Origin of the sequence: Micromonospora sp. NPDC007220, from assembly GCF_040634035.1 — a bacterium.
In the GTDB taxonomy this organism is placed as follows: domain Bacteria; phylum Actinomycetota; class Actinomycetes; order Mycobacteriales; family Micromonosporaceae; genus Micromonospora; species Micromonospora reichwaldensis.
On sequence record NZ_JBEYEU010000006.1, the window covers coordinates 196,522 to 222,405 of the forward strand.

The 25,884-nt window shown below is 69.9% G+C and carries 20 protein-coding genes; 6 read left to right on the plus strand and 14 right to left on the minus strand.

What is annotated here, in order from left to right; all coding sequences use genetic code 11:
- Nucleotides 1-96: 96 nt before the first annotated feature.
- Nucleotides 97-1,689: a class I adenylate-forming enzyme family protein gene (locus ABZ573_RS15065; protein ID WP_358118567.1), complete on the minus strand. Its 1,593-nt coding sequence runs from the start codon at nucleotides 1,687-1,689 to the stop codon at nucleotides 97-99.
- Nucleotides 1,682-2,554, minus strand: a complete 873-nt coding sequence (locus ABZ573_RS15070; RefSeq protein WP_358118569.1) for an SDR family NAD(P)-dependent oxidoreductase — start codon at nucleotides 2,552-2,554, stop codon at nucleotides 1,682-1,684. The genes ABZ573_RS15065 and ABZ573_RS15070 overlap by 8 nt, the downstream gene beginning before the upstream one ends.
- Before the next feature lie 252 nt (nucleotides 2,555-2,806).
- Between ABZ573_RS15070 and ABZ573_RS15075 the strand changes: the two genes are divergently transcribed.
- Complete coding sequence (locus tag ABZ573_RS15075) at nucleotides 2,807-3,403, plus strand: TetR/AcrR family transcriptional regulator (protein WP_151452320.1); 597 nt, start codon at nucleotides 2,807-2,809, stop codon at nucleotides 3,401-3,403.
- A gap of 17 nt (nucleotides 3,404-3,420) precedes the next feature.
- On the opposite strand, the gene ABZ573_RS15080 is transcribed toward ABZ573_RS15075, so the two are convergent.
- From ABZ573_RS15080 to ABZ573_RS15130, 11 genes are all read right to left on the minus strand, one after another.
- Nucleotides 3,421-4,236 carry an SDR family oxidoreductase gene (locus ABZ573_RS15080; protein WP_151452321.1) on the minus strand — a complete coding sequence of 272 codons (816 nt, stop codon included), beginning with the start codon at nucleotides 4,234-4,236 and terminating at the stop codon, nucleotides 3,421-3,423.
- Nucleotides 4,236-5,453, minus strand: coding sequence for an acetyl-CoA C-acetyltransferase (locus ABZ573_RS15085; protein ID WP_358118571.1), 1,218 nt, complete (start codon nucleotides 5,451-5,453; stop codon nucleotides 4,236-4,238). Before ABZ573_RS15085 ends, ABZ573_RS15080 begins: the two co-directional genes overlap by 1 nt.
- A gap of 10 nt (nucleotides 5,454-5,463) precedes the next feature.
- Nucleotides 5,464-6,186, minus strand: coding sequence for an SDR family oxidoreductase (locus ABZ573_RS15090; RefSeq protein WP_358118573.1), 723 nt, complete (start codon nucleotides 6,184-6,186; stop codon nucleotides 5,464-5,466).
- A gap of 78 nt (nucleotides 6,187-6,264) precedes the next feature.
- Nucleotides 6,265-7,131, minus strand: a complete 867-nt coding sequence (locus tag ABZ573_RS15095) for an LLM class F420-dependent oxidoreductase (protein ID WP_358118575.1) — start codon at nucleotides 7,129-7,131, stop codon at nucleotides 6,265-6,267.
- 141 nt (nucleotides 7,132-7,272) lie between these two features.
- On the minus strand, nucleotides 7,273-8,004 hold the full coding sequence (locus ABZ573_RS15100) for an ATP-binding cassette domain-containing protein (RefSeq protein WP_151452325.1): 732 nt from the start codon (nucleotides 8,002-8,004) through the stop codon (nucleotides 7,273-7,275).
- Nucleotides 7,991-8,899: an ATP-binding cassette domain-containing protein gene (locus tag ABZ573_RS15105; RefSeq protein ID WP_358118578.1), complete on the minus strand. Its 909-nt coding sequence runs from the start codon at nucleotides 8,897-8,899 to the stop codon at nucleotides 7,991-7,993. The genes ABZ573_RS15100 and ABZ573_RS15105 overlap by 14 nt, the downstream gene beginning before the upstream one ends.
- A complete protein-coding gene (locus ABZ573_RS15110; protein ID WP_358118580.1) occupies nucleotides 8,892-9,911 on the minus strand; it encodes a branched-chain amino acid ABC transporter permease in 1,020 nt (339 codons plus the stop codon). Before ABZ573_RS15110 ends, ABZ573_RS15105 begins: the two co-directional genes overlap by 8 nt.
- A complete protein-coding gene (locus ABZ573_RS15115; protein WP_151452327.1) occupies nucleotides 9,908-10,783 on the minus strand; it encodes a branched-chain amino acid ABC transporter permease in 876 nt (291 codons plus the stop codon). The genes ABZ573_RS15110 and ABZ573_RS15115 overlap by 4 nt, the downstream gene beginning before the upstream one ends.
- A 61-nt stretch (nucleotides 10,784-10,844) precedes the next feature.
- Nucleotides 10,845-12,290, minus strand: a complete 1,446-nt coding sequence (locus ABZ573_RS15120; RefSeq protein ID WP_358118582.1) for an ABC transporter substrate-binding protein — start codon at nucleotides 12,288-12,290, stop codon at nucleotides 10,845-10,847.
- 789 nt (nucleotides 12,291-13,079) lie between these two features.
- The gene (locus ABZ573_RS15125) at nucleotides 13,080-13,208 is read right to left on the minus strand and encodes a hypothetical protein (RefSeq protein ID WP_358118584.1); all 129 of its coding nucleotides are present in this window, start codon (nucleotides 13,206-13,208) and stop codon (nucleotides 13,080-13,082) included.
- A 1,355-nt stretch (nucleotides 13,209-14,563) separates the two neighbouring features.
- The gene (locus ABZ573_RS15130; protein ID WP_358118586.1) at nucleotides 14,564-14,938 is read right to left on the minus strand and encodes a cyclic-phosphate processing receiver domain-containing protein; all 375 of its coding nucleotides are present in this window, start codon (nucleotides 14,936-14,938) and stop codon (nucleotides 14,564-14,566) included.
- Between the two features lie 1,239 nt (nucleotides 14,939-16,177).
- Between ABZ573_RS15130 and ABZ573_RS15135 the strand changes: the two genes are divergently transcribed.
- From ABZ573_RS15135 to ABZ573_RS15155, 5 genes are all read left to right on the plus strand, one after another.
- Nucleotides 16,178-19,957 carry an amino acid adenylation domain-containing protein gene (locus tag ABZ573_RS15135; protein ID WP_358118588.1) on the plus strand — a complete coding sequence of 1,260 codons (3,780 nt, stop codon included), beginning with the start codon at nucleotides 16,178-16,180 and terminating at the stop codon, nucleotides 19,955-19,957.
- A 98-nt stretch (nucleotides 19,958-20,055) separates the two neighbouring features.
- Entirely contained in the window at nucleotides 20,056-20,541 is a 486-nt protein-coding gene (locus ABZ573_RS15140; RefSeq protein ID WP_151452331.1) for a cobalamin-dependent protein, read from the plus strand.
- Nucleotides 20,528-21,940 (plus strand): methylaspartate mutase, encoded by a 1,413-nt coding sequence (locus tag ABZ573_RS15145; protein ID WP_151452332.1) that lies wholly within the window; start codon nucleotides 20,528-20,530, stop codon nucleotides 21,938-21,940. The genes ABZ573_RS15140 and ABZ573_RS15145 overlap by 14 nt, the downstream gene beginning before the upstream one ends.
- Complete coding sequence (locus tag ABZ573_RS15150) at nucleotides 21,930-23,453, plus strand: AMP-binding protein (RefSeq protein WP_358118591.1); 1,524 nt, start codon at nucleotides 21,930-21,932, stop codon at nucleotides 23,451-23,453. Before ABZ573_RS15145 ends, ABZ573_RS15150 begins: the two co-directional genes overlap by 11 nt.
- Nucleotides 23,454-23,612: 159 nt before the next feature.
- Nucleotides 23,613-23,882: a phosphopantetheine-binding protein gene (locus tag ABZ573_RS15155; RefSeq protein WP_151452334.1), complete on the plus strand. Its 270-nt coding sequence runs from the start codon at nucleotides 23,613-23,615 to the stop codon at nucleotides 23,880-23,882.
- A gap of 75 nt (nucleotides 23,883-23,957) precedes the next feature.
- Here ABZ573_RS15155 and ABZ573_RS15160 read toward each other — a convergent pair whose 3' ends face one another.
- On the minus strand, nucleotides 23,958-25,355 hold the full coding sequence (locus ABZ573_RS15160) for a hypothetical protein (protein ID WP_151452335.1): 1,398 nt from the start codon (nucleotides 25,353-25,355) through the stop codon (nucleotides 23,958-23,960).
- Nucleotides 25,356-25,884: the final 529 nt, after the last annotated feature.

Consider the following 25,884-nt stretch of genomic DNA (forward strand, 5'->3'; position numbering starts at 1 on the left):
GTCACCCCGGCCTGCGCCGGCCGGGAGCAAGCCGAGAGGGGCAGGCAACGCCGAGGCCGCCCGACCCGGGCCAGGCCCCCCTCGCCCGCGAAACGGTCAGAGCAGGGCCCGCAGGGCCGCCTTGTCGACCTTGCCACCGACACCCAGCGGCAGGGCGGGCAACCCGACCAGCCGCTCCGGCCAGTTGACCTTGGACACGCCCGTCGCATCCAGGTGGACCCGCAGCTCGTCGAGGGTCAGCTCGCCGCCGTCGCGGGTCACCACGAAGGCGCAGACCCGCTCCCCCAGCACCTCGTCCGGCATGCCGAGCGCAGCGACCTGGGCCACGCGGGGGTGTCCGCCGACGGCCTCCTCCACCACCGGGGCGCTGACGTTGTGCCCGCCACGGATGATGAAATCCGCCGTGCGCCCGGTGATCGACAGATACCCGTCCTCGTCCAGCCGCCCCAGGTCACCGGTGCGCAACCAGCCGTCGGGGCGGAAGAGCAGCCGGTTGGCCGGCTCGTCACGGAAGTACCCGGGGGCGCAGCCGGGACCGTTCACCGCCACCTGGCCGGGGCCGTCGGGCACGTCTTCCCCGTCCGGGCCGAGCAGGCGCACCCGCATCGCCGGCACCGGTCGTCCCGCGGTGCCCAACCGCGCCGGGCGGGGGTCGGCCACCCGGGTCACCGAGATCGGCCCGGCCTCGTTGGACCCGTAGAACTGGAGCACGGCACAGCCGGTGCGCTCCTCGAACTCCATCGCCCGGTGCGCCGGCACCCGCTCGCCGCCGGTGAAGAGGACCCGCAGCGAGGAGAGGTCCCGCCGGGCGAACGACTCGTGGTTCAGCAACATGATGAACTGGCTGGTCACGGCCGCCAGGACGGTCACCCGGTGGCGCTCGATCAGCTCCAGCGTCCCGGCCGGGTCGAACTCGGCGGCCAGGACGGTGGGGAACCGGTACCGGGCCGGCACGACGTGGGCGCTCCAGAGACCGAAGCCGTACGGGGCGGGCAGCGCGCTGAGCACCACCTCGTCCGGACCGAACGCGCCGGCGTCGGCGGCCAGCGCGGCGAAGTACTTGCGCACGTTCATGGTCTGCCGCACGCACTTGGGTCGCCCGGTGGTGCCCGAGGTGGAGTTGAGGAAGAACAGGTCGTCCGGGCCGAGGCCACGACCCTCCAGCAGGTCGATGGCGGCGGACACCGACGGCATCGGCAGGTCGACGCCGTCGCGGCGCAGCACCGGCTGCCCGCCGACCAGATCCAGTTCCAGGTGTGCGGGCGCGCCGGTGGCGTGGGCGATCTCCGGACCGGGCCGGCCCCGGTGCACGGCCCGGCTGACCAGCGCGACGGCCTCGGTGTGCCGCAGCAGGTGGCTGATCTCGGCGTCACCCGCCCGGGGCCCGAGCCCCAGCGTGACCAGCCCCGCCCGCTGCGCGGCCAGGTACGCGACGTGCGTGAGCGCGCCCCCGGTGAGCAGGACGGCCAGCGGTCGCTCCGGCGGCAGGCCGACGAGCACGTACGCGCCGGCCAGCCGGGTCGCCGCCGCGTCGTACTCCCGCCAGGTCAGCGTCCCCTCCGGGGCGTGGAAGGCCACGGCCTCCGGTGCGGCTACGGCGTTGCGGGCCACCAGGTCGGCGATCGTCTCGGCATCCCAGGAACCGTCGGCGTGGTACCGCTCGATCGTCGCCGCGGAGAACTCAGACACCTGCCCCACCGTCCATTCGTAGCACCGCACCGGTGGCGAACCGCGCCTCCGGTGAACCGAGATAGGCGATCGCGCCCGCGATCTCCTCGGGTTGGGACACCGGCGGGTCGACCAGTGCCCGGCCGTGTGCCAGCAGCCTCGGGTCGGCGGCCGGCACCGGCGGCAGGTTCCGGGTCAGCCCGGTGTCGATCGAGCCGGGGCAGACGCAGGTGACCCTGACCCCCGCCGGGGCGTACTCGACGGCGAGCGCCCGGGTCAACGCGACCACCCCGCCCTTGGCCGCCGAGTACGCGGCGCTGTAGCGGTATCCCCGCACCCCCGCCAGCGACGAGACCGTGACCAGCGCGCCACGGGCCGCGCCCAGGTGCGGCAAGGCCGCCCGCGCGGTCAGGAAGGTGCCGGTCAGGTTGACCGCCAGCATCCGCTCCCACTCGGCGAGCGGGACGTCGGTGGTGTGGCCGAAGGAGGCCACCCCCGCCGCGGTCACCACCAGGTCCAGGCCGCCGCCCCACGCGAGGGTCCGGTCCACCGCCTCGCCGACCGCCGCCTCGTCCCGGACGTCCCCGGCGAGTGCCAGGCCGGCCGGGCCGAGGCCCGCGTCGTCGGCGTGCAGATCCAGGCAGGCCACCCGGGCGCCCTCGGCCGCCAACCGGCGCGCGGTGGCCCGGCCCAGCCCGGCGGCGGCGCCGGTGACCAGCGCGATCCTGCCCTCGTACCGGCCCCTCATCGGTCCGCCGCACCACCGTCGGCCGGCGCCGCGGACCGCCTCCTCGCCGGCCGGGGCCGGTGGGGTCGCGTCCACGGTCATGCGGTTCACCGCCTGGAGGTCGAGCGCGTCGTCCTCGGTCATCCGCTCGTCAGCCATCGCCGCCTTCTCGCCGCCGGTCGCCCTGCCGTCCGCGGTCGGCCCACCCGCATCGGCTGGATCAGCACGACTCGATGTTCAGGGCCGCGCGCGCTAAAACTTACCAAGCGCTTGGTTGGTTACGCTACCCTGGATCCGGAGCGACCCGACCCGTCGATGCCGCCGGTACACTCTCGGGGGCCGTCCGGCGGGAAGCCCTTCCGACGTCCAACGACCAAGACCCTGTTCCGTCGAGTCTGTCTGCGAGAAAACATGGCGCGAGAGCCTGGAGTCCGGCGCGAGGCGATCCTCGGCAGCGCCGCCGCCCTGTTCGCCAGCAAGGGGGTGGCGGCGACCACGGTCCGGCAGATCGCCGACGACGTCGGCATCCTCTCCGGCAGCCTCTACCACCACTTCGACTCCAAGGAGTCGATGGTCGACGAGATCGTCTCGTCCTTCCTCCGGGACCTCCAGCAGCGCTACGCGCAGGTCCTGGCACAGGAGACAGACGCCCGCCAGCGCCTGCACGACCTGATCGTAGCCTCGCTGGAGGTCGTCGAGGCACACCCGCACGCCACGGAGATCTACCAGAACGACGTCAACTACCTGTTGCAGTTCGACCGGTTCGACTATCTCCGCAACGCCGGCCGGGAGGTGCAGACCGCCTGGCTGACCGTCATCGAGGCCGGCCTCGCCGAGGGCACCTTCCGCGCCGACGTCGACCCGAAGATCCTCTATCGACTGATGCGGGACGCCGTGTGGTTGTCCGTACGCTGGTTCAAGCCCAGCGCCGACCACCCCACCTCCCGCCTCGCCGAGGACTGCACCTCGCTCTTCCTGGACGGCCTGACCAACCGCGCCAGGAACTGACCGACCGGGCACGGCGACTAACGGTGCCGGCCGAGGTCGCCGGCGAACGCGTCGGCCACCGCGGCGACCGTCCACCGCGACATCCGCACGCTGGCGGCCTGCCTGGGTGGCGTCACCAGCGACAACTCGTCGCCGTCGATCCGGACGACCTGACCGGAGACGCCGGCCGCCGCGTCGGAAAGCAGATGGATGACGGCCGGGGCGTTGCTGGCCGCGGACTTGCCCACGTTCTGCCCCCGCGCCCGGTCGCCCAGGTGGCGCTCGAACGCCTCCGCCATCCGCGTGTGCGCGTTGGGCGAGACCGCGTTGACCCGCACCCCGGTGCCGGCCAGGTCCGCCGCCCAGCACCAGGTCAGTGAGGCGACACCGCCCTTGCTCGCACCGTACGCGGCGAGCGCCGCCGTGCCGGCCTGCGCGCCGGAGGTCACGTTCACCACCGAACCGGAGCCCTGCGCCAGCATCGCCCGGATCGCGTGCAGTCCGCAGTGGGCGGTGCCGAGCAGGTTCACCTCCACCACCCGGCGGAACTCGTCGGGGTCCTGCTCGCGAGGGTCCGCCAGCCGGAACAGCCCGGCGTTGTTGACCAACCCGTCGATCCGTCCGTACGCCTGGCGGCAGGTGTCGATCAACCGGCCGGCACCGGCCCAGGTGGCGATGTCCGAATCGTCGGCCAGCGCCCCGATCGAGGCGGCCACCGACGCGGCGACCGTCGTGTCGACGTCGTTGACCACGACCGAGGCGCCCTCGGCGGCGGCGAGCCTGGCGTACGCCTCGCCCAGCCCCCGACCGGCGCCGGTGACGACGACCGCCTTGCCGGCCAGCACGCCGGGCATCAGGAGAGCCGCTCGATGATCAGCGCCATGCCCTGACCGCCCGCCGTGCACATGGTCACCAGGCCGAACTGCCGGTCCCGGAACCGCAGCGCGTTGACCAGGGTGGTGGTCATCCGGGCCCCGGTCATGCCGAACGGGTGGCCGAGCGCGATCGCTCCGCCGTGGACGTTGAGCCGGTCGGGGTCGACCCCCAGCATCCGGTAGCTCGGGATCACCTGGGCCGCGAACGCCTCGTTCATCTCCACCAGGTCGATGTCGCCGATGGCGAGCCCGGCGTGGGCCAGCGCACGTTGGCTGGCCTGCACGGGACCGAGGCCCATGATCTCCGGGCTGAGCGCGGAGACCCCGGTGGAGACCACCCGCGCCAACGGGGTCAGGCCGAGTTCGCGGGCGCGTACGTCGCTGAGCACCACCAGGGCGGCAGCGCCGTCGTTGAGCGGGCAGCAGTTGGCGGCGGTGACGGTGCCGTCGGGACGGAAGACCGGCTTCAGGGCGGCGACCTTCTCCAGGGTGACCCCGGCGCGCGGGCCGTCGTCGCGGTCGACCACGGTGCCGTCGGGCAGGGTGACCGGCGTGATGTCGGCGGCGAAGAAGCCGTCGGCGATCGCCCGCTCGGCCAGGTTCTGGCTGCGTACGGCGAATTCGTCCTGCTCCTGGCGGCTGACCCCGCAGTGCTGGGCCACGTTCTCGGCGGTGTGCCCCATGGCGATGTAGACGTCGGGCTCCAGCCCGGCGGAGCGCGGGTCGGACCACTGCCCGCCGTCCTGGGTCAGAGCGGCGGTGCGCTGCTCGGCGGCGGCGTAGCGGGGGTGGCGGGTGCCGGGCATGCCGTCGGCCTTCCCCCGGTCGTAGCGGGAGACCATCTCCACGCCGGCGGAGACGAAGGCGTGCCCCTCCCCCGCCCTGATCGCGTGCAGGGCCATCCTGGTGGTCTGCACCGACGACGCGCAGTAGCGCTGCACGACGGTGCCGGGCACCTCGTCCAGACCTAGCCGCAGGGCGAGTATCCGGGCCAGGTTGTAGCCCTGCTCGCCGGCCGGCTGGGCGCAGCCAAGCAGGACGTCGTCCAGGGTCCGCGGATCCAGCGCGGGGACCTGCGCCAGGGCCGCCCCGGTGATCTCGGTGACGAGGTCGTCGGCGCGCATCCCGACCAGTGAGCCCTTGCCGGCGCGACCGATCGGTGAACGGGCCGCGGCGACGATGACAGCTTCCGGCATCGGTTCTTCCTCACTGAGTGACCGTCCAGCCGCCGTCGACCGGCAGCAGGACGCCGTTGAGATAGCCGGCGAGCGGCGCGAGCAGGAAGAGCACCGCGTGGGCGACCTCCTCCGGCCGGCCGGGGCGCCCCATCGGGTTGCGGGCGACGAGGTCGCGGCCGAGGTCGGTGGCGGCGAAGCCGGCGGTACGGGGGGTGTCGATCAGTCCCGGCGCGACCGCGTTGGCCCGTACCGCCGGGGCGAGCCGGGTGGCCAGGTGTCGGGTGTAACCGGCGATCGCCGCCTTTCCCGCGCAGTACCAGGCGGAATCGGTGCCGACCAGGTTCCCGGCGACCGAGGCGACGTTGACGACCGCCGCTCCGGCGCCGGGGCGGCCGGCGAGCCACGCGTCGGTGACCGTCCGCACGCTGCCCACGGTGAGCGCGAGCGCCCGGTCGAAGTCGAGGGCGGCGCTGCTCGCCGGGCCGGCGTTGTTGACCAGGTAACGGGCGGGGCCGCTGGCGGCGAGCGCCGCCCGTACCGCCGCCGGATCGGCCACGTCGACGGTCAGCGCGAGGGCGGCGCCACCACCGGCGACGATCTCGTCCGCCGTTCCGGCGACCGCCCGGTCCTGGACGTCCCACGCGGCCACCCGCAGACCGGCGGCGGCGGCCAGCAACGCGGTCGCCCGGCCGATCCCGCTGCCGGCGCCGGTGACGACAACCGTCTCACCGGCCGGAAAGGCGAAGTCCATGAAACGAACCTAGCAAGCGCTTGGTTGAATAGCAACGGTCCGGCCGACGGGCCGCGTTCGCCGCGCCCCGCACCGCCGTCACTCTCCCAGGATCTCGCGCCGGTACCTGTCGATCGTCGTGGCGAGCAGTTCCGGGTCCCGTGGGTCGGCCCGGATGACCACCCGCGCCACGCCCAGCTCACGCAGGGCGTCCGCCTCCGCCCGGGTCCCCGGGCCCCGTACGGTCACCGCGACCTCGACCGGATCCCGGCCGAGCGCCGCGCACTCGGCGCGGAGCCGGTCCAGCAGCCGGGCCAGGGCCGGCACGTCCACGCCGAGGGGATAGAAGTCGGTGGCGAAGCGGGCGGCGCGGCGCACCGCCGCGACGCTGTGCCCGCCGACCATGATGGGGACCCCGCCCGGTCGGGTGGGCCGTGGCGCGCTGTGCACCGCGTCGAAGCGCACGGCAGAGCCCTGGTGGCTGGCCGGTGCGCCGGTCCAGAGGGCGCGCAGCACGTCGAGATACTCGTCGGCGAGCCGGCCCCGCCCGGTGAACGGCACCCCGACCGCGTCGTACTCCTCGCGGAGCCAGCCCACGCCGACCCCGGCTATCAACCGGCCGCCGCTGAGCACGTCCAGCGTGGCCAGCCTCTTGGCCAGGCCGACGGGGTGGTGCAGGGGAAGGATCAGCATGGCCGTGCCGAGCACCAGCCGGCTGGTGTGCGCCGCCGCGAAGGTCAACCACTCCAGCGGGTCGGGGATGTCGTCGGCGGGCCCCAGCCCCATCCGGCCGCTCGGGTCGTAGGGATAGCCGGACCGATAGGTGTCGGGCACCACCAGGTGCTCCACCGCCCAGACCGACTCGCAGCCCAGTTCCTCGATCCGCCGCACGAAGGCCGCGGTGACGCCGGGATCGGCCGCGCCGCGCCCACCCAGCACCGGCATCACGCCGAGCTTGAACCCCATGCCGACAGCCCACCAATCCCTTGCTCGGCAGTGACCGGGCCCTGGCCAGCGACCGGGCCCGGTTCGTCACCGGCCAACTGCTCGCGGCTCACGGGCGGCCACCCGGGTGGCCGCCCGTGGGCGGCGCCCGCCCGGCGAGAGTCAGCTCGCCGGGCGCAGCTCGCGAGGACGTTGCACACCCATGGCGGCGCGGTACGCGTCGTCCAACGCACGGCCGCCCCCCTCCTCACAGGCCACCACCTCGCCCCGGACGAGTACGTAGCCACGGTCGACGATCCGGCGCAGCACCCCCAGGGCCGGTTCGGCGAGCAACACCGCCACGCCCTCGGCGGCCAGCGCGGTCACCGTCCGGCCGAGCTCCTGCACGATCAGCGGAGCCAGCCCGGTCGTCATCTCGTCCAGCAGCAGCACCCGGGGCGAGCCCATCAGCGCCCGCGCCACCACCAACATCTGCTGCTCGCCGCCGGAGAGCACCCCGACCAGGCTGCGCCGGCGGGTCTGCAGGATCGGGAAGCGGTCCAGCGCGCCCTGCACGACGCTGCGCGGCAGGTGCAGCAGCTCCGCCATCACCTGGAGGTTGTCGACGACGTCGAGGTGCGGAAAGAGCTGCCGCCCCTGTGGGACGATCGCGATCCCCGCCCGGGCCCGGGCCGCCGGCCGCAGCCGGCTGACGTCGGTGCCGTCCAGCAGGACCTGACCGGTGGCGGGCACCGAGCCGTAGGCGGCGAGCAGCAGGCTGCTCTTGCCCGCGCCGTTCGGCCCGACCAGCGCGGTGATGGTGCCGCCCGGCACCGTCACCGTCGCGGCGGAGAGGGCGCTGGCGTGCCCGTACCGGACGCTCAGCCCCTCCACCCGCAACTCATGAGCGGACATCCTCCACCCTCCCCTGTCGTCGCGCCTGGTTGCCGGGCACGGCCGCGGCGTCGGTCCCGGCCGGGCCGGCATCGGCCGGCGCCTCGTCCCGGGCCCCACCCTCGTCCTCCGCACCGTCGTCGTCGGCGTCGTGCGCGCCGAAGTAGACCCGCTGCATCTCCGGGCTGGCCAGGCACTCCCCCGGAGCACCGTCGAAGGCGACCCGGCCCCGGTCGAGCAGCAGCACCCGGTCGACCAGCCGGGCGACCAGGTCCACGTTGTGATCGACCAGGATCACCGCGTGCCCCCGTCGTTGGACGGTCCGGATGACCTCGGCGATGCCGGCGACACCCTGGGCGTCCGACCCGGCGAAGGGCTCGTCGAGCAGCAGGACCACCGGATCCTGGCCCAGGGCCCGGCCGACCTCGACCAGGCGTTGCTCGCCCAACGTGAGGTCACCCGCCATCCGGTCGAGCCCCTCGATGCCCAGTTCCCCCGCCAGTTGCCTGACGGCCTCCCGGTCGGCGGGGCGCTCCGGGCGCATTGCGCCGGCGAACGCGCCGACCAGCATCTGCCAGGGCGTGCCGTGCCGTCGCGCGTGCCGGCCGAGCAGCAGGTTGTCCCGCACGCTCAGGTGCAGCGCCAGCTGCGGGTACTGGAAGGTCCGCCCGAGGCCGACCCGAGCCCGCCGGGACGCCGGACCGGTGAGCTTGCGACCGCGCAGCAGCAGCTCGCCGGCGGTGGCCGCCTGCGCGCCGGAGATCAGGTCCACCAGGGTCGTCTTGCCGGCTCCGTTCGGCCCGACCAGGCCGAGGATCTCGCCCGGACGCAGCTCGAAGGACACCTCCGCCAGCGCGGTCACCCCGCCGTACCGCTTGGTCAGGCCGCGGCCGACCAGCAGCTCCGTCTCATCCACCGGTACGCCCCCTCCGTGGCAACGCGATCGCGCGCCGTCTCAGCTCGTCGGCGTAGCCGATCACGCCCTTCGGCGCGACCAGCATGATGACCAGCACGCCCAGCGCGAGCAGCAACGTGCCGCTGGCCTGCACGGCCGGGAAGTTCAAGGTCAGCTGGACGGCGAGCACGGCGCCGGCGACCGCGCCCCAGGGGGTGCCGGAGCCGCCGATCAGCGGCATGAAGATCGCCAGGAAGACGATGTTCAGCGTGAAGGTGTCGGGCGTGACGCTGCCGGCCGAGTAGGTGAACAGGCCGCCGCCGACCGCGGCGATCGCCGCGCCGAGCGCCAGCGCGACCAGGTTCATCATCGGTACGCGGACACCGGCCGCCTCCACCGCCCGGGGAGCGTCCCGCATCGTCCGCACGATCACGCCCCACGGCGACAGGCGCAACCGGTCCAGCAGGAAGGCGACGACGCAGACCACCACCACCGAGCCGACCACCACCTGGTAGTGGCTCGGCGTCCAGCCGAACAGGTGCAGCGGACGCAGGTTGCCCAGGCCGGCGGAGCCGCCGGTGATCCCCTCGCCGTCGATCAGGAACGCGGTGAACGCCATCCCGAAGAGCAGGGTCACCGCCGCGAGGAAGAACCCGGACAGCCGCCGGGTGGCGAGCCCCAGCAGGACCGCGATGAGCGCCGCCACGATCGGGCCCGCGATCCAGGCCAGCAGGAGTGGCAGGTCGGTACGGGTCGAGATCAGGCCGACGGCGTACCCACCGATGCCGGCGTACGCGCTGTAGGCCATCGACAGCGAGCCCGCCATCAGGTACGGCACGTACATGCCGAGGGCGATCAGCGCGTACGTGACACTGGCGGTGACGAGCGTCTGCCGGTAGCCGTCGGAACCCACCCAGGCCAGGATCAGCACCGCCGCGGCGACGCCGAGGGCGAGCCCGCCGATGCCGGGCACCTGACGGATGTCCCGGCGCCTCGGCGGGCCCTCGATGCGAGGCGGAGCCGTGCCGGTCATGCGCGCACCATCCGGACGAAGAGTCCCTGGGGACGGAAGGCGAAGAAGAGCAGGGCGATCAGGAGCATCCCGTACACGTGTGACTGGCCCCCGAAGTAGTAGGGCAGGAAGACCTCGGCCAGGCCGAGCAGCATCCCGCCGAAGAGAGGCGCCCAGACCGAACCCGTGCCGCCGATCACGACGGCGAGGAAGCCGGACAGCGACCAGTGCAGTCCCGAGAGCGAGTGCACGCCGGCCTTGGGGGCGAAGAGCAGCCCGGCCAGCGCGGCGAGGAAGCCCGCCAGCAGGAAGGCGATCAGCCGGATCCGGTTGACCGGCAGGCCGAGCAGGGACGCCGCCTGTTTGCTGTCCCCGACCGCCCGCAACATCCGGCCGGTCCGGGTTGATCTGATCCAGACCGCGACCAGGCCGAAGGCGAACAGCGTCACGCCGATCAGCAGGAACGAGCTGGGCTGGACCACGATCTCGCCGACCGTGACCGGTTCGAAGGTGGCCAGGTTCTGCCCCGGCAACGTCGGGTGGCCGAAGAGGTACCCGGCGAACTGCTGGATGGCGAAGAGCACGGCGGCCACCGCGACCAGGGCGGGAAGCTCACCGCCGCCGCTGCGCCGCTGCACCGGCCGGACGACGCCCAGCTCGGTGACGGCCGCGAGCAGCAGGGTGACCGCCACCGCTATGCCGGCAGCCGACCAGACGCCGAGGTCGTACTCGATGACCAGCCAACTCGTGCAGAGGCCGCCCATCATCGCGTACGGGCCGATGGCGAAGTTGAAGAAACCGGCACCGACCTGGACAAGGTAGTAGGCCAGGGCCAGCATGCCGAAGAAACAGCCCATCTCCACCGCGGAGAGCCAGAGCTGGGGATCTGTCATCGTCACTCCCTCGGGAACGGCGGGAGGAGACCGGCCTCGACGGCCGGCCCCCTCCACCGGATCAACCGGAACAGGGCGGCTGGAAGGTGGACCAGGGGCCCTTCGGCTTGTTGTCGGCACCGAACTCGATCAGGGAGAGCCCGCACAGGCCGTCCGCGCCGAGATGCTTCGTCGCCGAGAACGACAGGGTGAAGTTCGGCTGTCCGAAGCTGGCCGAGTAGCCGGTGAGGCTCTGGATCGCGGTGTTCAGCTTCGCCGGGTCGTCCGGGCTGCCGGCCTTCTCGATGGCCAGCTTCAGCAGCTGCACCGAGTCCCAGGCCTGCGCGTCGTACGCGGTGACCTCGTAGTCCTTGCCGTGCTTCTTCTTGAGCAGCTCGGTGAGTGCCTTGGTGCGGGGGTTCTCCTGGTTGATCGAGCCCATGAAGATCAGGCCCTCCAGCGCACCGGCGTTGGCCAGTTTCCAGGAGGAGGGCTGGTTGCCGATCGACGCCAGCGAGAACCGCGGCTTGCCGGAGAACTGCCGGGCCAGGGTGTTCTGGGCGAGCACCTCGAAGGCGCCGCCGACGCTCGTCACCAGCACGGCGTCCGGGTTGGCGTTCTTCAGCCGGGCCACCTGGGCGGAGAGGTCGGAGGCGTTGGCGGCGCCCTTCTCGGTGGCCACCACCGTGACGCAGCCGAGCCCGCCCAGCAGCGACTTGTTGAGCGCGGCGATGGTGGTGGTGTCGTCGGTCAACACGCCCAGCTTGCTGATGTTCGCCGCCTTGAACGCGCCGCAGTAGACGTCGGCCCAGTCGGCGGTGGTGTTGGCGAGCATGTAGATCAGCTCGTTGTTGGGCGGCTCGACCAGCGTGGCGGTGACGCCGGTCGGTGCGATCGCCGGCAACCCGAGCTGGGTCAGCGTCGACTTGGCCTGCATGATCGCCGCGCTGCCGCTCTGCAGCAGCAGTGCCTTGGCACCCTGTCCGGCGAGCTTCTGCAGCACCGCGGGAACCTTGGTCGGATCGCTCTCGTCGTTCTCGACGACCAGGCGTAGCGGACGGCCGAGGACCCCGCCCTTGTCGTTGACGTCCTGCACGGCCAGCCGGATCGTCTCGCCGGCGATCGTGCTGTAGGACGCGCCCGGACCGGTGCTGTCCTCGTCCATCCCGATGATGATGGGGGACCCGGAGGCGGTCCCATCGGTGGGCTTGTCGTTGCCGCCGCCGCCTCCACCACAGCCGGTGACGGCCAGCAACAGGGCAACCAGGCCCGTCGCCAGACCGGTGGTGCCACTTCTTGATACGGCCACTTCTATCCCTGCCTTGCCGGTCGTCAGTGATAGGTAGTTGTGCGTCTCGCGTCGAAGTCGGTCGGCCGGCCCGGACGGCCGACCGGTGGCTGCCGCGCGCCCACGAGGCTCCGGCCGGGAATGAGGTGCCACCCCTCCCCAGAACCTAGCAAGCGCTTGGTTGTTTCCAATGATGGTGTCAGCCGCGGGCTGTGTCAAGCACCACAATGTGAGCTGCATGTTACGAATGAATCAAGAAGCACTTTCATCTTCGAAGTCGTCCGACTGCTGGGACACGCCGACGGCTTCGCAGCTCAGCCCCGGTCGCCGAGCGAGATCACCAGGCACCTGCGCGCCGCGGGCCACTCCAGCGCCCACAAGATCGATTACACTCCGTCACCAACGACGGATCGAGCCGACCTCGCGGTCGGCGGGCGGAGCCCGGCGACGGGTCGCCGGGGCGGGATCTGCCCGAACGGCACGGGCCGTGGAAACCGCCGACCGGGCCGGTGGCGTGGACGTCCTCGGCCAGTGCCGGGACAACATGGAAGTGATCCAGCGGCGTCACACACAGCGGGTGCGCCGAGGACCAGGCCGACGCGGTCTTCGGCGATCCGGAGCCGGTCGGGGGCACCGCGCAGATCACGGCCGGCCCAGCCGATCGATCCCGCCGCCTGGCATCGCCGGCGCCGGGCGTACGCGATCGGCAGAGGGCTGCCGGAGCGTCCGGCGACACCGGTCGAGGGCTCCGGGTTGGCCGGACCGCGCCGGACTCGGTCGTGCTGGTGACGGCAGCGAGCTGATCTGCGGTCTGGAGAACCGGTCCCGACCCGACTCGCCGATGCGTCAACCTGCTCGGCCATGGCCCCGGGGATGGCGAATGGCTCGTCCGCCCTACGACGCCCACAGCGGAGACAAGAGCAAGCTACGGCTCGCCCTCACCTGCAACCCCGCGCAAAACAAAAATCAGCGTCGAGGCCGAGCCTGACGCTGATTACCGTGGGGCAACTGTACGTGCCCGAGGGGCGATCACGACCGAGAATCCATGATCGTCGTCCGGGAAGAACGTGCGAGCAGCCTGGCGAGTTGGCGAATCTCCGCGTCGGTCATGCGATCTGGGGTGGTGTTCTCGGCGGCCATCTCGTCATCTTGCTGCATCAGACGATGGTGGGCCCGTCAGGGTTCGGCGAGGGCCTGCCAGGCGTAGTGACTGCTTCTGGCGCTCGCTTGATGCCGTCGTTGATAGATGGACCAGGGGCCACCGACGTCCGCGACGTGCAGATCGACGACCGCGGCATTCGCTCATGCCGCTGATCGTGCGGACATGCCGAGTTGAGTGCGTTAGCAAGCTGGCCCGTCGGATCTCGGGACGCTCGGCCCGATTGGCCTGGTTTTGTCCATCTATTCGATCGTTACTTTGCCGGCGTTAGCAAGATTCGGTGAGTCCACTCCAGCAGACGGGTCACACGGAACGGGCCGGTCCAGCCGACCGGCAGGGCCTTGTCCTCATACTCGACCGCCGACCAGCAGTTGTCGAACACCACTGTGTACTCACGGGTGGCTGGAAAAACGTCTGTTACCGTTGCCACGACAACTTCGCCCTCGGAGTACCGTCTGGTGATCGCGGTCCATTCCTCACCAGACCAGCGTAAAAGGCGGGCCCCACGACCTCGCATCCCGGCGTCCAACGGAAACAGCCGCACCTGGCCGGGCCGGTGTTGCCCTACCTCGAAGAGCCCGGACTTGCCGACCGGAGGCCAGTCGGTCGGGTCATCCGGCAGGTGTAGGACGTCGACCCATCCTCGCGGCGGCTGGCCAAGGTCTACCAGAACCCCTGCTCTTCCCGCGCCCATCGGGACGGAACTCACGGTGCCTCGCACCCGGTCGCCCACCGGGAAGGCGAGCCGTGCCGCGAACAACTCGTCAGCGCTCGTAGTCAACCGGCAGTCGTCCCTTCACAGCGCGTGATCCATCACCCTGCAATTATGAGTCCCTTGCCGGTCGTGCAGATGCACTCATCTGCCGCAATCCGATCGCCGCACGGCGTCCCAACGAGCTGGTGGGTTGCCGAAGGGCCAGGCATGCCGTGATCAAGTCGCCGACAACGATGGCCCGATCGGAGTTCACCCAGAGTGGCCCGGCGGGCGGTTCACCGACCTCGACCGAGGCCAGGTAGTCCTCCGCGCCGTACACGCGTATCGCGGCCGGGCCCGAACTCGATGTCGTCGGTCGGCGGTTTGTCGTCCATCTCCGCCATCGCGAGTTCGATCCGTTCCGCGCGAATCCGCACGTCGCGTCGCTGGCGTCGTTCCGCGACCTCATCGCTCGGCTGACGCGGACGCCCCTTAGCACTCATAGCGAGTAAGTGTGGTAACTCGGCGGCATGCCCTCAAGAGCCAACTGGCCAGCACGCCTCGTCCTTCGGGCGCCGAGTCCCGCGATAGTCGGCTATCTGCTTCTGCTGCGAGTCGCGAGGTCGGCTGGCCTGTGTCGCTCTGGCGCTTTGCAACCGGTCAGCTCGCGCTGGCGGTCCCGTCGAGATAGCCGACGTCCGTCGAGCCCGACGCGACGTGGACCTGGTAGCCCCAACGCCGCAGAACCTGGACGATCTTCGTGGCACCAGCCGGGTTGGCGGAGTGGACGTAGACGACACCGATGTCGAACCGGCGATCCTCGAAGGCGGCCCGTTCCAGCACCTCCACGACCGGCCAGATCGTGTCGTCCCCGCCCAGGTCATGGTCCAGCCACAACTCGTCCAACCGCTGCCCCCGGTACCGATCGAGGAGCTGAACCCCAGCCGCACTGCTACGGGCCACCTCCGCACTGCGACCATCCACGAAGGAACGCAGATCATCCACCAGAACGATCCTGGCCCCGCTGGCATCCACCCAGAGAGGATGCCTGAAGTCGCCGTGTTCCGGCATCCGGATCTGCCGTTGTCCGCGCGTTGGCTGCCGCCCGGCGCAGTGCACGGTCGTGCCGATGTGCGGATGAGTGCTTCTGGCCTCGGTAGCTTGCTGCCGCTGCCCACCTCAGGGCGGCGGGACCGCCGGGCGGCGCTCCGAAACGTTCCGCGGCTCTGCTCCGGTGAAGTTCGCCAACTTCACTCTGCGGCCGACCGGAGGCGCCTCGCCGTTGCGGACGAGAAGGTCAGTTTCCCGATGGTGAGACCGGTGGCGATCGGCAGATCCTCTGGGTGCCGTCGCCGAGGACGCAGCGCAGGACGCCGTCGTCGTCACGGCGACGGACAGGGTGAGGGGGCCGCGGCGACGGCCCTGGTGAGGCCGGCGTCGACCTGCGGCGTGCCCACCGCCCACCGACCCCTAAGTGAGGATCGAAGGTGTTGCTTTGATCCACTCGCTGTGCGTAGGATCCCCCACCAGGAGGGCAATACATGGTAAAGCGGCATCCGACTACTAATACATGCAGTCGGATGCGGCGCTCACCTTATGGTGAGTTGATTTTTTGAGGTTGTTTGCTGCGATCACATGAACGCTCGCCTACTCGCGGCGAAAGCCGTCGGGTCAGCATACCTTTCCCCGGGCATCCATCCACACGAGGGCTGGAGCCATTCATGCATCTGTCCGTCTTCAGACGCAAGGGGCCGGAAGGCACACCGTCAGACGTGTGGCCGCTCGATTCCGCTCCGCAACAGTATCACTAATTCTCTGTCTATGCGCTGCCCCCAAGGAGCCGATGCATGCACGACGTCTTACCTTCGGCCGTCCGTGGTATCCCGGGTGGGGTGGCCCTCCAGACCATCCTGACGGCGGCCTCGACCAGACGGTCAGCATGGGTGGTCTCAGCTGATGCCTGCAGACCTGGTGGCGTCTAGAGCGGGCTGCCGGCCCGGCATTCACTCCCCGCGCGGCTCACGTCCCCCGCCCTTGCCTACTCTCCGTTATCCCTCCTCCTGCTGGTCAATCCCTCTCCTTTCACGCCACGCCACGCCAGAGGAGAGAACGCAACCCATCTCTGCCACAGGAGCGGCCGTGACTGAGCAATCGCCCGAGTTAGCCGACCGGGTTCCAGGAGACGAATCACTCCTCGAACTGCCAACCGACCGGCCGCGTACTCGTGCTGCCGGTAGCCGTAGGGCGGACGAGCCATTCGCCATCACCGGAGTCATGGCCGAACAGGTCGACGCATTGGCTGGTCGGGTCGGGACCGACAGGTGGGTGGTTCTCCAGACCGCATGGCGCCTGCTGCTGCACCGGTACAGCGGGCAGAGACGATTCGTCATGGGTGTCATGGGTGTGCCCGTCGGGTCAGCCAGGGCGCACGAGCACACCACGGAGCCAGGCACCGTCGTCGAGTGCGGCGATCCCGGGCCACTGGGGTTCGACGCGTTGGCCAGAGCAAACGCCTCCGAGCTCGGGTGCCTCCGTGGCAATCCGGCAGAACAACCGGGCGACGGCGGACACCGAGCCGGATCTCGGACCCAGACGGCACGCGCGGTGTTTGCCTGGTACGGCGAGGGGACGACGGTCCACGGCGAGCCGTTGGAGTCTCCCGTGGCCGATGGGAGCACCTTCCGGGCGGAGATCAGACTGACGATGACCGCGACCTCCGCCGGTCTCGACGGTCGGCTCAGCTACGACCCCGAATTGTTCGACCGCGACACCACCCGCCGCATGGTCACTCACCTGATGACTCTCCTGGGCAGCGCATACGCTGATCCGCACACCCCTGCTCGTCTTCTCACCCTGCTGACGTCCGACGAGACCGCCACGATCACCCGCCAGTGGGGCCGGGGCAGGGCAGCCAGTACGCCCGACCTGTGCCTGCACGAGCTGTTCGAGAGGCAGGCGGATCAGGTGCCGGACGCCCTCGCGGTCTCGTGTGGTGAATCCACGCTTACCTATGGGGAGCTGGAGCGTGAGGCCAACAAACTCGCTCGGCTGCTCCGTCAGCGCGGGATCGGGCCGGAATGCCGGGTAGGCATCCTCCTGGGGCGGGAGCCGAGAGTGATCGTCGCGATCCTGGCGATCCTCAAGGCTGGCGCAGCATACGTACCGCAGGACCGCGATCAGCCTCTGGAGCGGACGGCGACCACTCTCGCGGCCGCCGGTGTCAGCCTGACCATCACGGATGCCGACACCGCTGACCTTCTGGTGCCGACTGGTCTTCCCGTTCTGGACGTCGATCGGCATGCCACCGAGCTGCGGGCACAACCGAGCGACCGACCGGAGTCCCTCGCCGCCCCACGCAATCTGGCGTACGTCATCTTCACCTCCGGCTCCACCGGCACGCCGAAAGGCTCGATGATCGAGCACCGAAGTGCCGTGAACTACCTGCTGTGGGCTGATTCCGTGCTGCCCACGGGCCATCGGCAGGGCACCCTGGTGCATAGCCGACTGAGCTTCGACTTCACCGTGCCGTGCATCTTCGTACCCCTCATGAGGGGCGCGGAGGTGGTGTTGCTGCCCGACGGCGCGAGGATCGACAAGGTGGTCGACGCGCTCACCGGCGACGCCGACTTCGACTTCGTCCGGCTCACCCCGTCGCACCTCGAAGTCCTCGAAGGGCAGCTTCGACTGCGGGGCGGAGGACTGGCCACCAGGACGCTGTTCGTCGGCGGTGAACCGCTGCGACTGGAGGTCGTCAGGTCCCTCGCGGCCCGGGCAGCGGGGCTGACGGTGCTGAGCCAGTACGGCGCCACGGAGGTCACCGTCGGCGGTTGCTGCGTGGATGCGACCGCAGTTGCCGCCGCAGGCGGTCGAGGCACCACGCCTCTGGGGCGCCCCAACCCCAACATCGACGTCTACGTGCTCGACGAGAATCTTCAACCGGTCCCGTACGGGGTCGTCGGCGAAGTGGTGTTCGGTGGTTCCGGGGTCGGCCGCGGCTACGTGAGGTCACCGGGTCTCACCGCTGAGCGCTTCGTGCCCGACCACCTCGGCGGCCGCCCTGGCGCCCGCCTGTACCGGACGGGGGACCTCGGACGATACCGCGCGGACGGGACGCTGGAGATCGTCGGGCGCCGGGACCGTCAGGTGAAGGTGAACGGGCATCGGATCGAACTCGGTGACGTGGAGAACGTACTGCACACCCACCCGGGGGTGGATCGGGCCGTCGTAGGCGTGGTCGGTCGTCCGGACGGACGGCGTCGCCTGGTGGCCCACGTGCAGCCTCGCCCGCTGGTGGAACCGGTCACCGCTCGACACCTCCAGGAGATGTGCGCCGCCGCGCTGCCGTCGTACATGGTGCCGGCCAGCATCGTCATCGTGGAGAAGATGCGGCTCACGCCGAACGGCAAGATCGACGTGAAGGCGGTTGCCGATCACGCCGACCGCGTCGGCGACGAACCCGCCCCCCTCAGTGTCGACGAGCAGCGGATTGCGCGGGCGTGGCAGACGGTGCTCGGGGTGGACGTGGTGGAGTCCGCAGACGACTTCTTCGCGCTTGGTGGCGATTCCCTCGCGGCGATGCGCGTGGTCCACCTTCTGGAATCGGCGGAGCATGTCCGGATCGGGTTGGATGACATCTTTGCCCATCCGGTCCTGTCAGCACTGGCGGCGCGGGCGACAAGGGTGGAAAGCCCCGCCCAGCCGGCCGTCGCCGCCGAGGATTCGGCAGGCCAGCCGGCCGGCGGCCTGTCCCCCACCCAAAGCGGTCAGTGGCTCCTGCACCAGGTGTATCCCGAACTACCGATATACAACGTTCCCCTGGCGTACGAGCTCACGGGGCAGATAGACGTGGCCGCGCTGAACCAGGCGTTGCACCTCCTGGTGAGCCGGCACGAGGTGTTGCGCACGTCCTTCCCGGAAAGCCGTGGCGTCTCCACCCTGCGGGTGCATCCCGACGTGAGCGTCAGCCTCGACGAGGTCGATGCGACGGGGAATGACCCAGCGGTGCTGGAGGCGCAGATGCGCCTGGTGGCGCGGACACCCTTCGACCTCGAACGCGCACCCCTACTGCGCGGCAGCCTGGTTCGGCTTCGCCCTGACAGGCATGTTCTGCTGTTCTGCCTGCACCACATCATCTGCGACGACTGGTCGATCGGTGTCCTCACCAAGGAGCTGAGCGAGCTCTACGACAGCATCGTGGAATCACGGCCGGCACGACTGCTGACGCTCGACGTCACGTACTCCGAGTTCGCGGCGTGGTACCAGCGATGGCTCAGCGGCGAACGGCTGGCGCGCCAGCTGGACTACTGGCGTTCAGCCCTCGCCGGCTACGTCCCCTTCGACCTGCCCACCGACAGGCCGCGCCCGAAACAGCGACCGGTGAGCGGCGATCGGGTCGAGGTCGACCTGCCCGGTCCCCTCATGGGCCAACTCCGTGCGACGGCTGAGGATCACGGCTGCACGCTCTTCATGGCGGTCGCCGCGGCGTTCCAGGAACTGCTGGCACGATACGCCGACCAGGACGACGTGGCGATGATCGTGCCGGTCGCGGGCCGCCATCATCCCGGTACGGAGTCTCTCGTGGGGCTCCTGATGAACACGGTCGTCCTGCGCGTCCATACCGGCGGCGCGCCGACGTTCGTGGAGATGATGGAGCGGGTGAGGCAATCGGCGCTCGGCGCGTTCAGCAACTCGGACGTGCCTTTCGTTCGGCTCGTGCAGGAGCTCAGCCCTCCCCGCGACCGGAGCCGCCAGCCCTTCACGCAGGTCGCCTTCGCACTTCAATCGGTCACGCCTGCCCCCGTAACCTTCGCCGGCACGGAGGTCCGACAACTGTCCATTCACAACGGAACTGCCAAGCTTGACCTGATGGTCGAGGTGATCCCCGTTTCGCCGACACGATGGTCGTTGCGCGCCGAGTTCGCTACCGAGATATTCGACCGCGATGCGATACAGGAGTTGGTTCTGCACTTCCGTCAGCTACTCACCGCCGGAGCGCGGGACCCGAAAGCACAGCTCTCGGGGGTGCAGCTGGTGGAGGAGCGCCACCCCTCGTAGACGGCCATAGAGCTTGGTGCTGCCGTCCAGCACCGATGTTCGACTCGAATCAGCCGGATGCACCGGTCGACCCCTCGATACATAGAAATCGGTCAGGAATGAGAAGCGATTACCGCCCCGGCAGGCGAACCGTCATCCTGTGCGTCGCGGCCAGCGATTCCCACGTCGTCGCGAACCACCTCATAGCCTATTTGCTCAGGTCCCGCGGCTTCAACGTGGTGAACCTCGGCGCCTGCACGACGGTGTCCGATATGTGCGATGCACTTCTCCGGTGGCCTGAAGCGGAGGCGGTGCTCGTCGGCAGCCTCAACGGACACGCACGACAGGATCTCGCCGACCTGCCAGCGGCGAAGGAACGCGGCGCGATCACCTGCCCGGTGATCGTCGGGGGCAACCTGTCGGTGGCCGTGACCGACGACATCAGCCAAGAGGCGGCCCTCTACGCCCTGGGGGTGGATCACATCCTCCGCGACCCGTCCACGATCCCCACGGTGCTCGACCAACTCCGGGGGCGACCCGACGGCGAGGTGACCGCATTCTCGGGTGCGCCACGCATCGAGGAGACAGCCGATGGACACCGATGAGCTTCCATCGGCTGCCGATTCGATCGGCTTCATCAAAGGGCTGGACAAGCCCACTGTCTCCGATGTCCTGAGGGCGGCGCAGGCCCAGGGCCTGGTGGCGGTTCAGCCGCGATGCGGTGTCGGCGGTCATGAGCAGATGCGCGCCCTGCTGCTCGCCCTCGAAGAAGGCGCCCACCCCGACATCCTGAGTCTGACGATCGACTCCTACACGCGGCTCAACCAGTTCGACAGGGCGCTGTCGTCGTTGTCCAACGCCCCTGAGGAAATGAACGGCTACCCGTTGGTGACGCATGGTTGGCGGCGCGGACGCGACCTCAACCAGGCGGTCTCGGCCCCGCTGGAGGTACGCCATGGCTCTCCGTTGCCGCACCGACTGTTCGAAACCACGATCGCGTCAGGAATAACGTCCTTCGAGGGCGGCGGGATTTCGTACAACCTGCCGTACTGCAAGGACGTGCCGCTCGCGGCCTCGTTGGACGCGTACGCGGAGATCGACGCGAGGTGCGGCGAGCTGGCTCAGGCGGGCGTGGTCGTCGACCGTGAACTGTTCGGCAGCCTCACCGGCGTGCTCGTGCCGCCGTCGGTCAGTCTCGCGATCAGCGTGTTGGAAGCGGTCATGGCCACCCGTGCCGGAGTGACCTGCGTGTCGATCGCGTATCCGCAGGCCGGCAACCTGGTGCAGGATGTGGCCGCGCTGCGCGCGATCCGGTCTCTCGCGAGCCGCTACCTACCCTCGTCAGTCGACGTCCATCCGGTGCTCCACGAGTTCATGGGTGTCTTTCCGAAGAGCCGCGCCCGTGCCGAGCAACTCATATTCGCGGGAGCCCTGACCGCGAGGCTCGGCGGCGCGGCGAAGGTGGTCACGAAGACGATCCAGGAGGGTTACGGCATCCCGGACGCCTCGGCGAACGTTCATGGCATGCGCCTCGCACGGATCGCGAACGCCCCATTCGTCCGCGCCATCCGGCTCGACGAGGACGCCCTGGAGGAGGAGCAACACTGGATCGAGCGCGAGGTGGATGAGATCGTGGGTCCACTGCTCGGCGCCGCCAATCTTCCACTGGCAATCTCCTCGGCATTCGAACGCGGCTCCCTGGACGTTCCCTTCAGCGCGAGCAGGCACGCGAGGTCGAACGTCATGCCGTGTCGGGATCGTGCCGGCGCGGTCCGCTATCTGGACGCGGGTGGGCTTCCCTTCTCCGAGGACGTCATGCGTCGAAACCGCAGCCTGCTCGATGACCGGTGGCTCACGGTCACCGATCACGACCGGATGCGACTACTGATGGCGGACATCAACTACTTCCTTGAGCCGCCGGGCGAGCAGGATTTCGACTTTGCGCCGACTGTGGTTGATTCGGCAACCCAGGGAGCTGATCCGGAGGAAACGTATGCTGCATGACTGGTTCATCCGGAGCGTCGAGAAGTATCCAGACGAGCCCGCGCTGATCGCCGACGGACAGCAGTTCAGCTATGCCGAGCTCGACGGGATCTCCCGCAGCATCGGCCACCGCCTGCTCGCCGAGGGCGTCGACCGGCCGCGAATCGGCCTGCTGTCCACGCGTACCGTCGAGACCTACGCGGCCTACCTCGCGGGGCTGCGGATCGGCGGTGTCGTCGTGCCGCTCGACCCTGCCCATCCTGCCGATCGCCTGGCCGTGGTCGCCCGCTCGGCCGGCCTGGACTTCGTCGTCGCCGACGACACGGCGGACGCCGCACTCCTGGACGCGCTCCCGGCCCGTGTCGTACGCGTCGAATCGCCGTCGGCATCGGACACCACTGCCGGATCGGCATCGCGGGACAGCTTTCCCGACTGGACGGGCAATCCTGACGACCTCGCCTATCTGCTGTTCACCTCGGGCTCGACGGGCCAGCCCAAGGGCGTGCCGATCAGGCACGGCAACGTGGACCCGTTCATCGATCTCAACGTCGCCCGCTACGGGATGGAACCAGGCTGCCGACACTCGCAGATGTTCAGCCTGACGTTCGACCTGTCGGTCTTCGACATGTTCGTCACCTGGGGATCCGGTGCCGCTCTGGTGGTGCCGTCGGCCGACGACCTCTACGATCCGGTCGAGTTCGTCAACAAGCACCGGTTGACGCACTGGTTCTGCGTACCCTCTCTGGTTTCCATGGCCACCCGAGCGCGGCTGCTGTCTCCGGGATGCATGCCGTCGCTGCGCTGGAGCCTGTTCTGCGGGGAGCAGCTCACGCTCAACCAGGCGCAGGCATGGGCCGAGGCGGCGCCGAACAGCACGTTGGAGAACCTCTACGGGCCGACCGAGCTCACGGTTGCGATGACGTCATATCGCCTACCGAAGGAACGCGGCGCCTGGCCGGCGACATCCAACGGAACAGTGCCGATCGGCGCGGTGTACCCGCATCTGGACTTTCAGATCGATCCAGAATCCGGCGAGCTGCAGGTGCGGGGCTCCCAGCGGTTCCACGGCTATCACGACGCCAAGGACAACGAGGGACGGTTCATCGAACCCGCCCTTCCTCAACCCGGGTCCGACCGCCCCGAACCAGGGCCTGAGGCGTGGTACCGCACCGGCGACCGGATCGCCCTCGAAAATGGAATCCTCGTTCACCTGGGTCGCCTGGACCACCAGGTCAAGATCCGTGGATACCGGATTGAGCTACCCGAGATAGAAAGCGCCATGCGAATGTGGGCAGGAGTCGATGACGCGATCGTCCACGCGGTCGCGCACCTGGACGGGCAACTCGAGCTCGCCGCCGCCTGCACCGGTGACGTTCCGTCAGGACGTGAACTACGCAAACTGCTTCGCCCCCACCTGCCCGACTACATGATCCCTACGCGCATCGCGGCCTTGGACGGCCTTCCGGTGAACGATCGCGGCAAGACCGACCGGACGGCCTGTGCGGGACTGCTGCAGAAGAGGTTCGCGCGCTGAGTTCGGCCGTCCGGAGCATGGTGAACGGGAAGGCGATGTCTTCAGCGGGCAGGGTGGAGTGCGTTTCTCTTCGGTGACTGCCCGCCCGCGTGGTGGCCTCAGCGGCGAGCAGCCGGGCAGAGTCCGAGTTTGTCCCTTCTACTTCTTCTGGAGAATCTGATGCCCATGGACCAACTTGCGCGGAAGTCGCTGGAGGAGTCGATGTGCGCCCTGTTCGCCGAGTGTCTCGACATCGATACCGTTTCGGTGACGGACGACTTCTTCGACGTCGGTGGCCACTCGCTGCTCGCGGCTGAGGTCGTGACGAGGATCAACGTCGAATTGGCGGTCGACCTGAGGCTCCGTGACTTCTTCCGCAATCCGACTGTCGCGGACGTCTGTGAGCTCATCGCCGAACAGGAGGGCGTCGTCCGGAGCGAGCGCTCGTGAGGACGCCCAGCGCCGCCGCTCCGGCCCTGTCCTCGTCGGACAGCGCCTCGGCCAGCGGCCCGACAACGGCGGGAGTCAGCTTCCAGCGGTGGCTGTCCCACGGCGGTCACCGCTCGGCGGTTGAGAGCCGGAGTTGAGGAGCACCGGCGCGAGCAGGGTGCCTCGTTCGGTGGTGCCGCGGATGACGGTGCTCGGGTCCCTGACCAGTCGGGAGGTGAGACCGGTGAGCCCGGCCGGTCCGTAGTGCAGCCCCCACACCGCGTGCCAGTCTCGCACCGGGCCGCCCTGCTCGTCGTAGCCCGGTTCGATCCGGGGCACCACCCGCCGCTGCACGATGTACCTGCCGTCCCTGGCCGCCGTGGTGAGCGCGGCGCGCCACGTCGTGTCGTCAACCGTCCAGCCGGCCACCGTGCCCTCCCCCCGGGCCAGCGTGGTCGGTTTGAGGATGTTGTCGGACCTGTCGCGGATCAGACCGGTCAGGTCGTACGACGCGTCGATGCGGGTCGCCTGGGGCAGGATCCGGCGCAACGCAGCGCGTTCGGCCTCGGTCAGCGCGCCCTGCACCGCGGGCAGCTGCACCAGGGCGAGGCAGGACTTGCTGTTGAACACGTCATGCGCCGGTACGGTGACCACCGGCGGCATGGTGTCGTCCGCTGCGGGGTGCAGCCGCCGCCAGGCGATCGCCGGTTCCGGCTCGGCGGCGAGTTCCTCCAGGTTGAACAGCCGCAGGATCGCGCTGGCTCCGGCGACACCGTCGGCGATGGTCCCGTCGGGTTTCGACAGATCGGCGATTTCTGCCAGCCGAGTCCGGAAGGGGCGCGTCTCGATCCGCTCGGCCATCGGCTGCCATGCGGCGGCCCACTCCGCGAGTGCGCCGGTCGCCTCGACCATCAGCACCTCCCTGAGCTCGCCAGGCCTGCCGGCTTCCTGCTCCGGCGCCGCTGCGTCCAACACGTCGACCAGGCCGGTGACGGAATCGAGGTGACGTAGTCCGTGGCGCTCGGCGAAGGAACTGAATCGTGGGTCGGCCAGGATCGCGGCAGCCAGAGGTGCCCGCCGCACCCCGCCGACCGCGGTGCTCAAACCCAGCTCGATCACCTTGAAGCCGGTGCCGTCGTGGATCAGGTCGGCGCGGCCGTACCGGACGAGGCGTGGCAGGTCGGTGTCGACGAGCATCGGGCGGATCGCCGCCGGCGCGTCGGTCAGCGCGCCGAACGCGGCCAGGCTGCCGCCCGCGAGAAGATCGGGCAGTCTGCCGACGACATCGAGCAACACCTCGAAGTCGGCGTAGAACGAAGCGATCTCACGCTCCGCGACGAACATCGGGCGCGGGAAGGTCCGCGCCGCGAGTTCCGGCCCCAGCACCGCGACCGCGTGATCGGCTGGCAGGTCGGCCGGCAGCTTGCCGGCTCCGACCGCCCTCAGGTAGTCCGCGGCGGGGTCGGAAAGGAACACCGGGCCGGTGGAGCCCATCAGGCGCCCCCTGCCCTGGTCGCGACGCGCAGGTGGTGCGGCGTGCCGTGGCAGGAGCGGCTCGGCGTCGGCCGTCCAGGCTGACAGGAGCAGGGCATGGTCTGCCTCCAACTGGCGCAGCAAGCGGTGATCGGCGTGCAGGAGTTGACAGCGACCGGGAACGGGTCGCCTGGTCGAAGGTGGCTGTCGACGGAGTGGAAGGACTCGGTTCCTCCTTGGCTCCGACATCACGAAGAGGTCGAACCCGAGGGCTGGAAGGAGCCGCTGCCAGCGGTCGACGAGTGATCAAGGCCATGATCAGCCATAACTGCCTGTTTGGCAACGAGGGAGTTGTCGGTCCCCGGGTTCCCGCACCGGGTTGCCGCCCATCAGCTCGCTGCCGACGTGAGCACGACCGAGTCCGGCCCGGTCCGGGCAACCCCGCCGCCTGTTGCCGCACGCCGGCGAAAGCCTCGCTGACGCGGGCACGACGGCGGGCGGCTGGGCACTCCGTCGCGCCGCCGGCCAGCGGGCGTGGTCACCGAGGGCG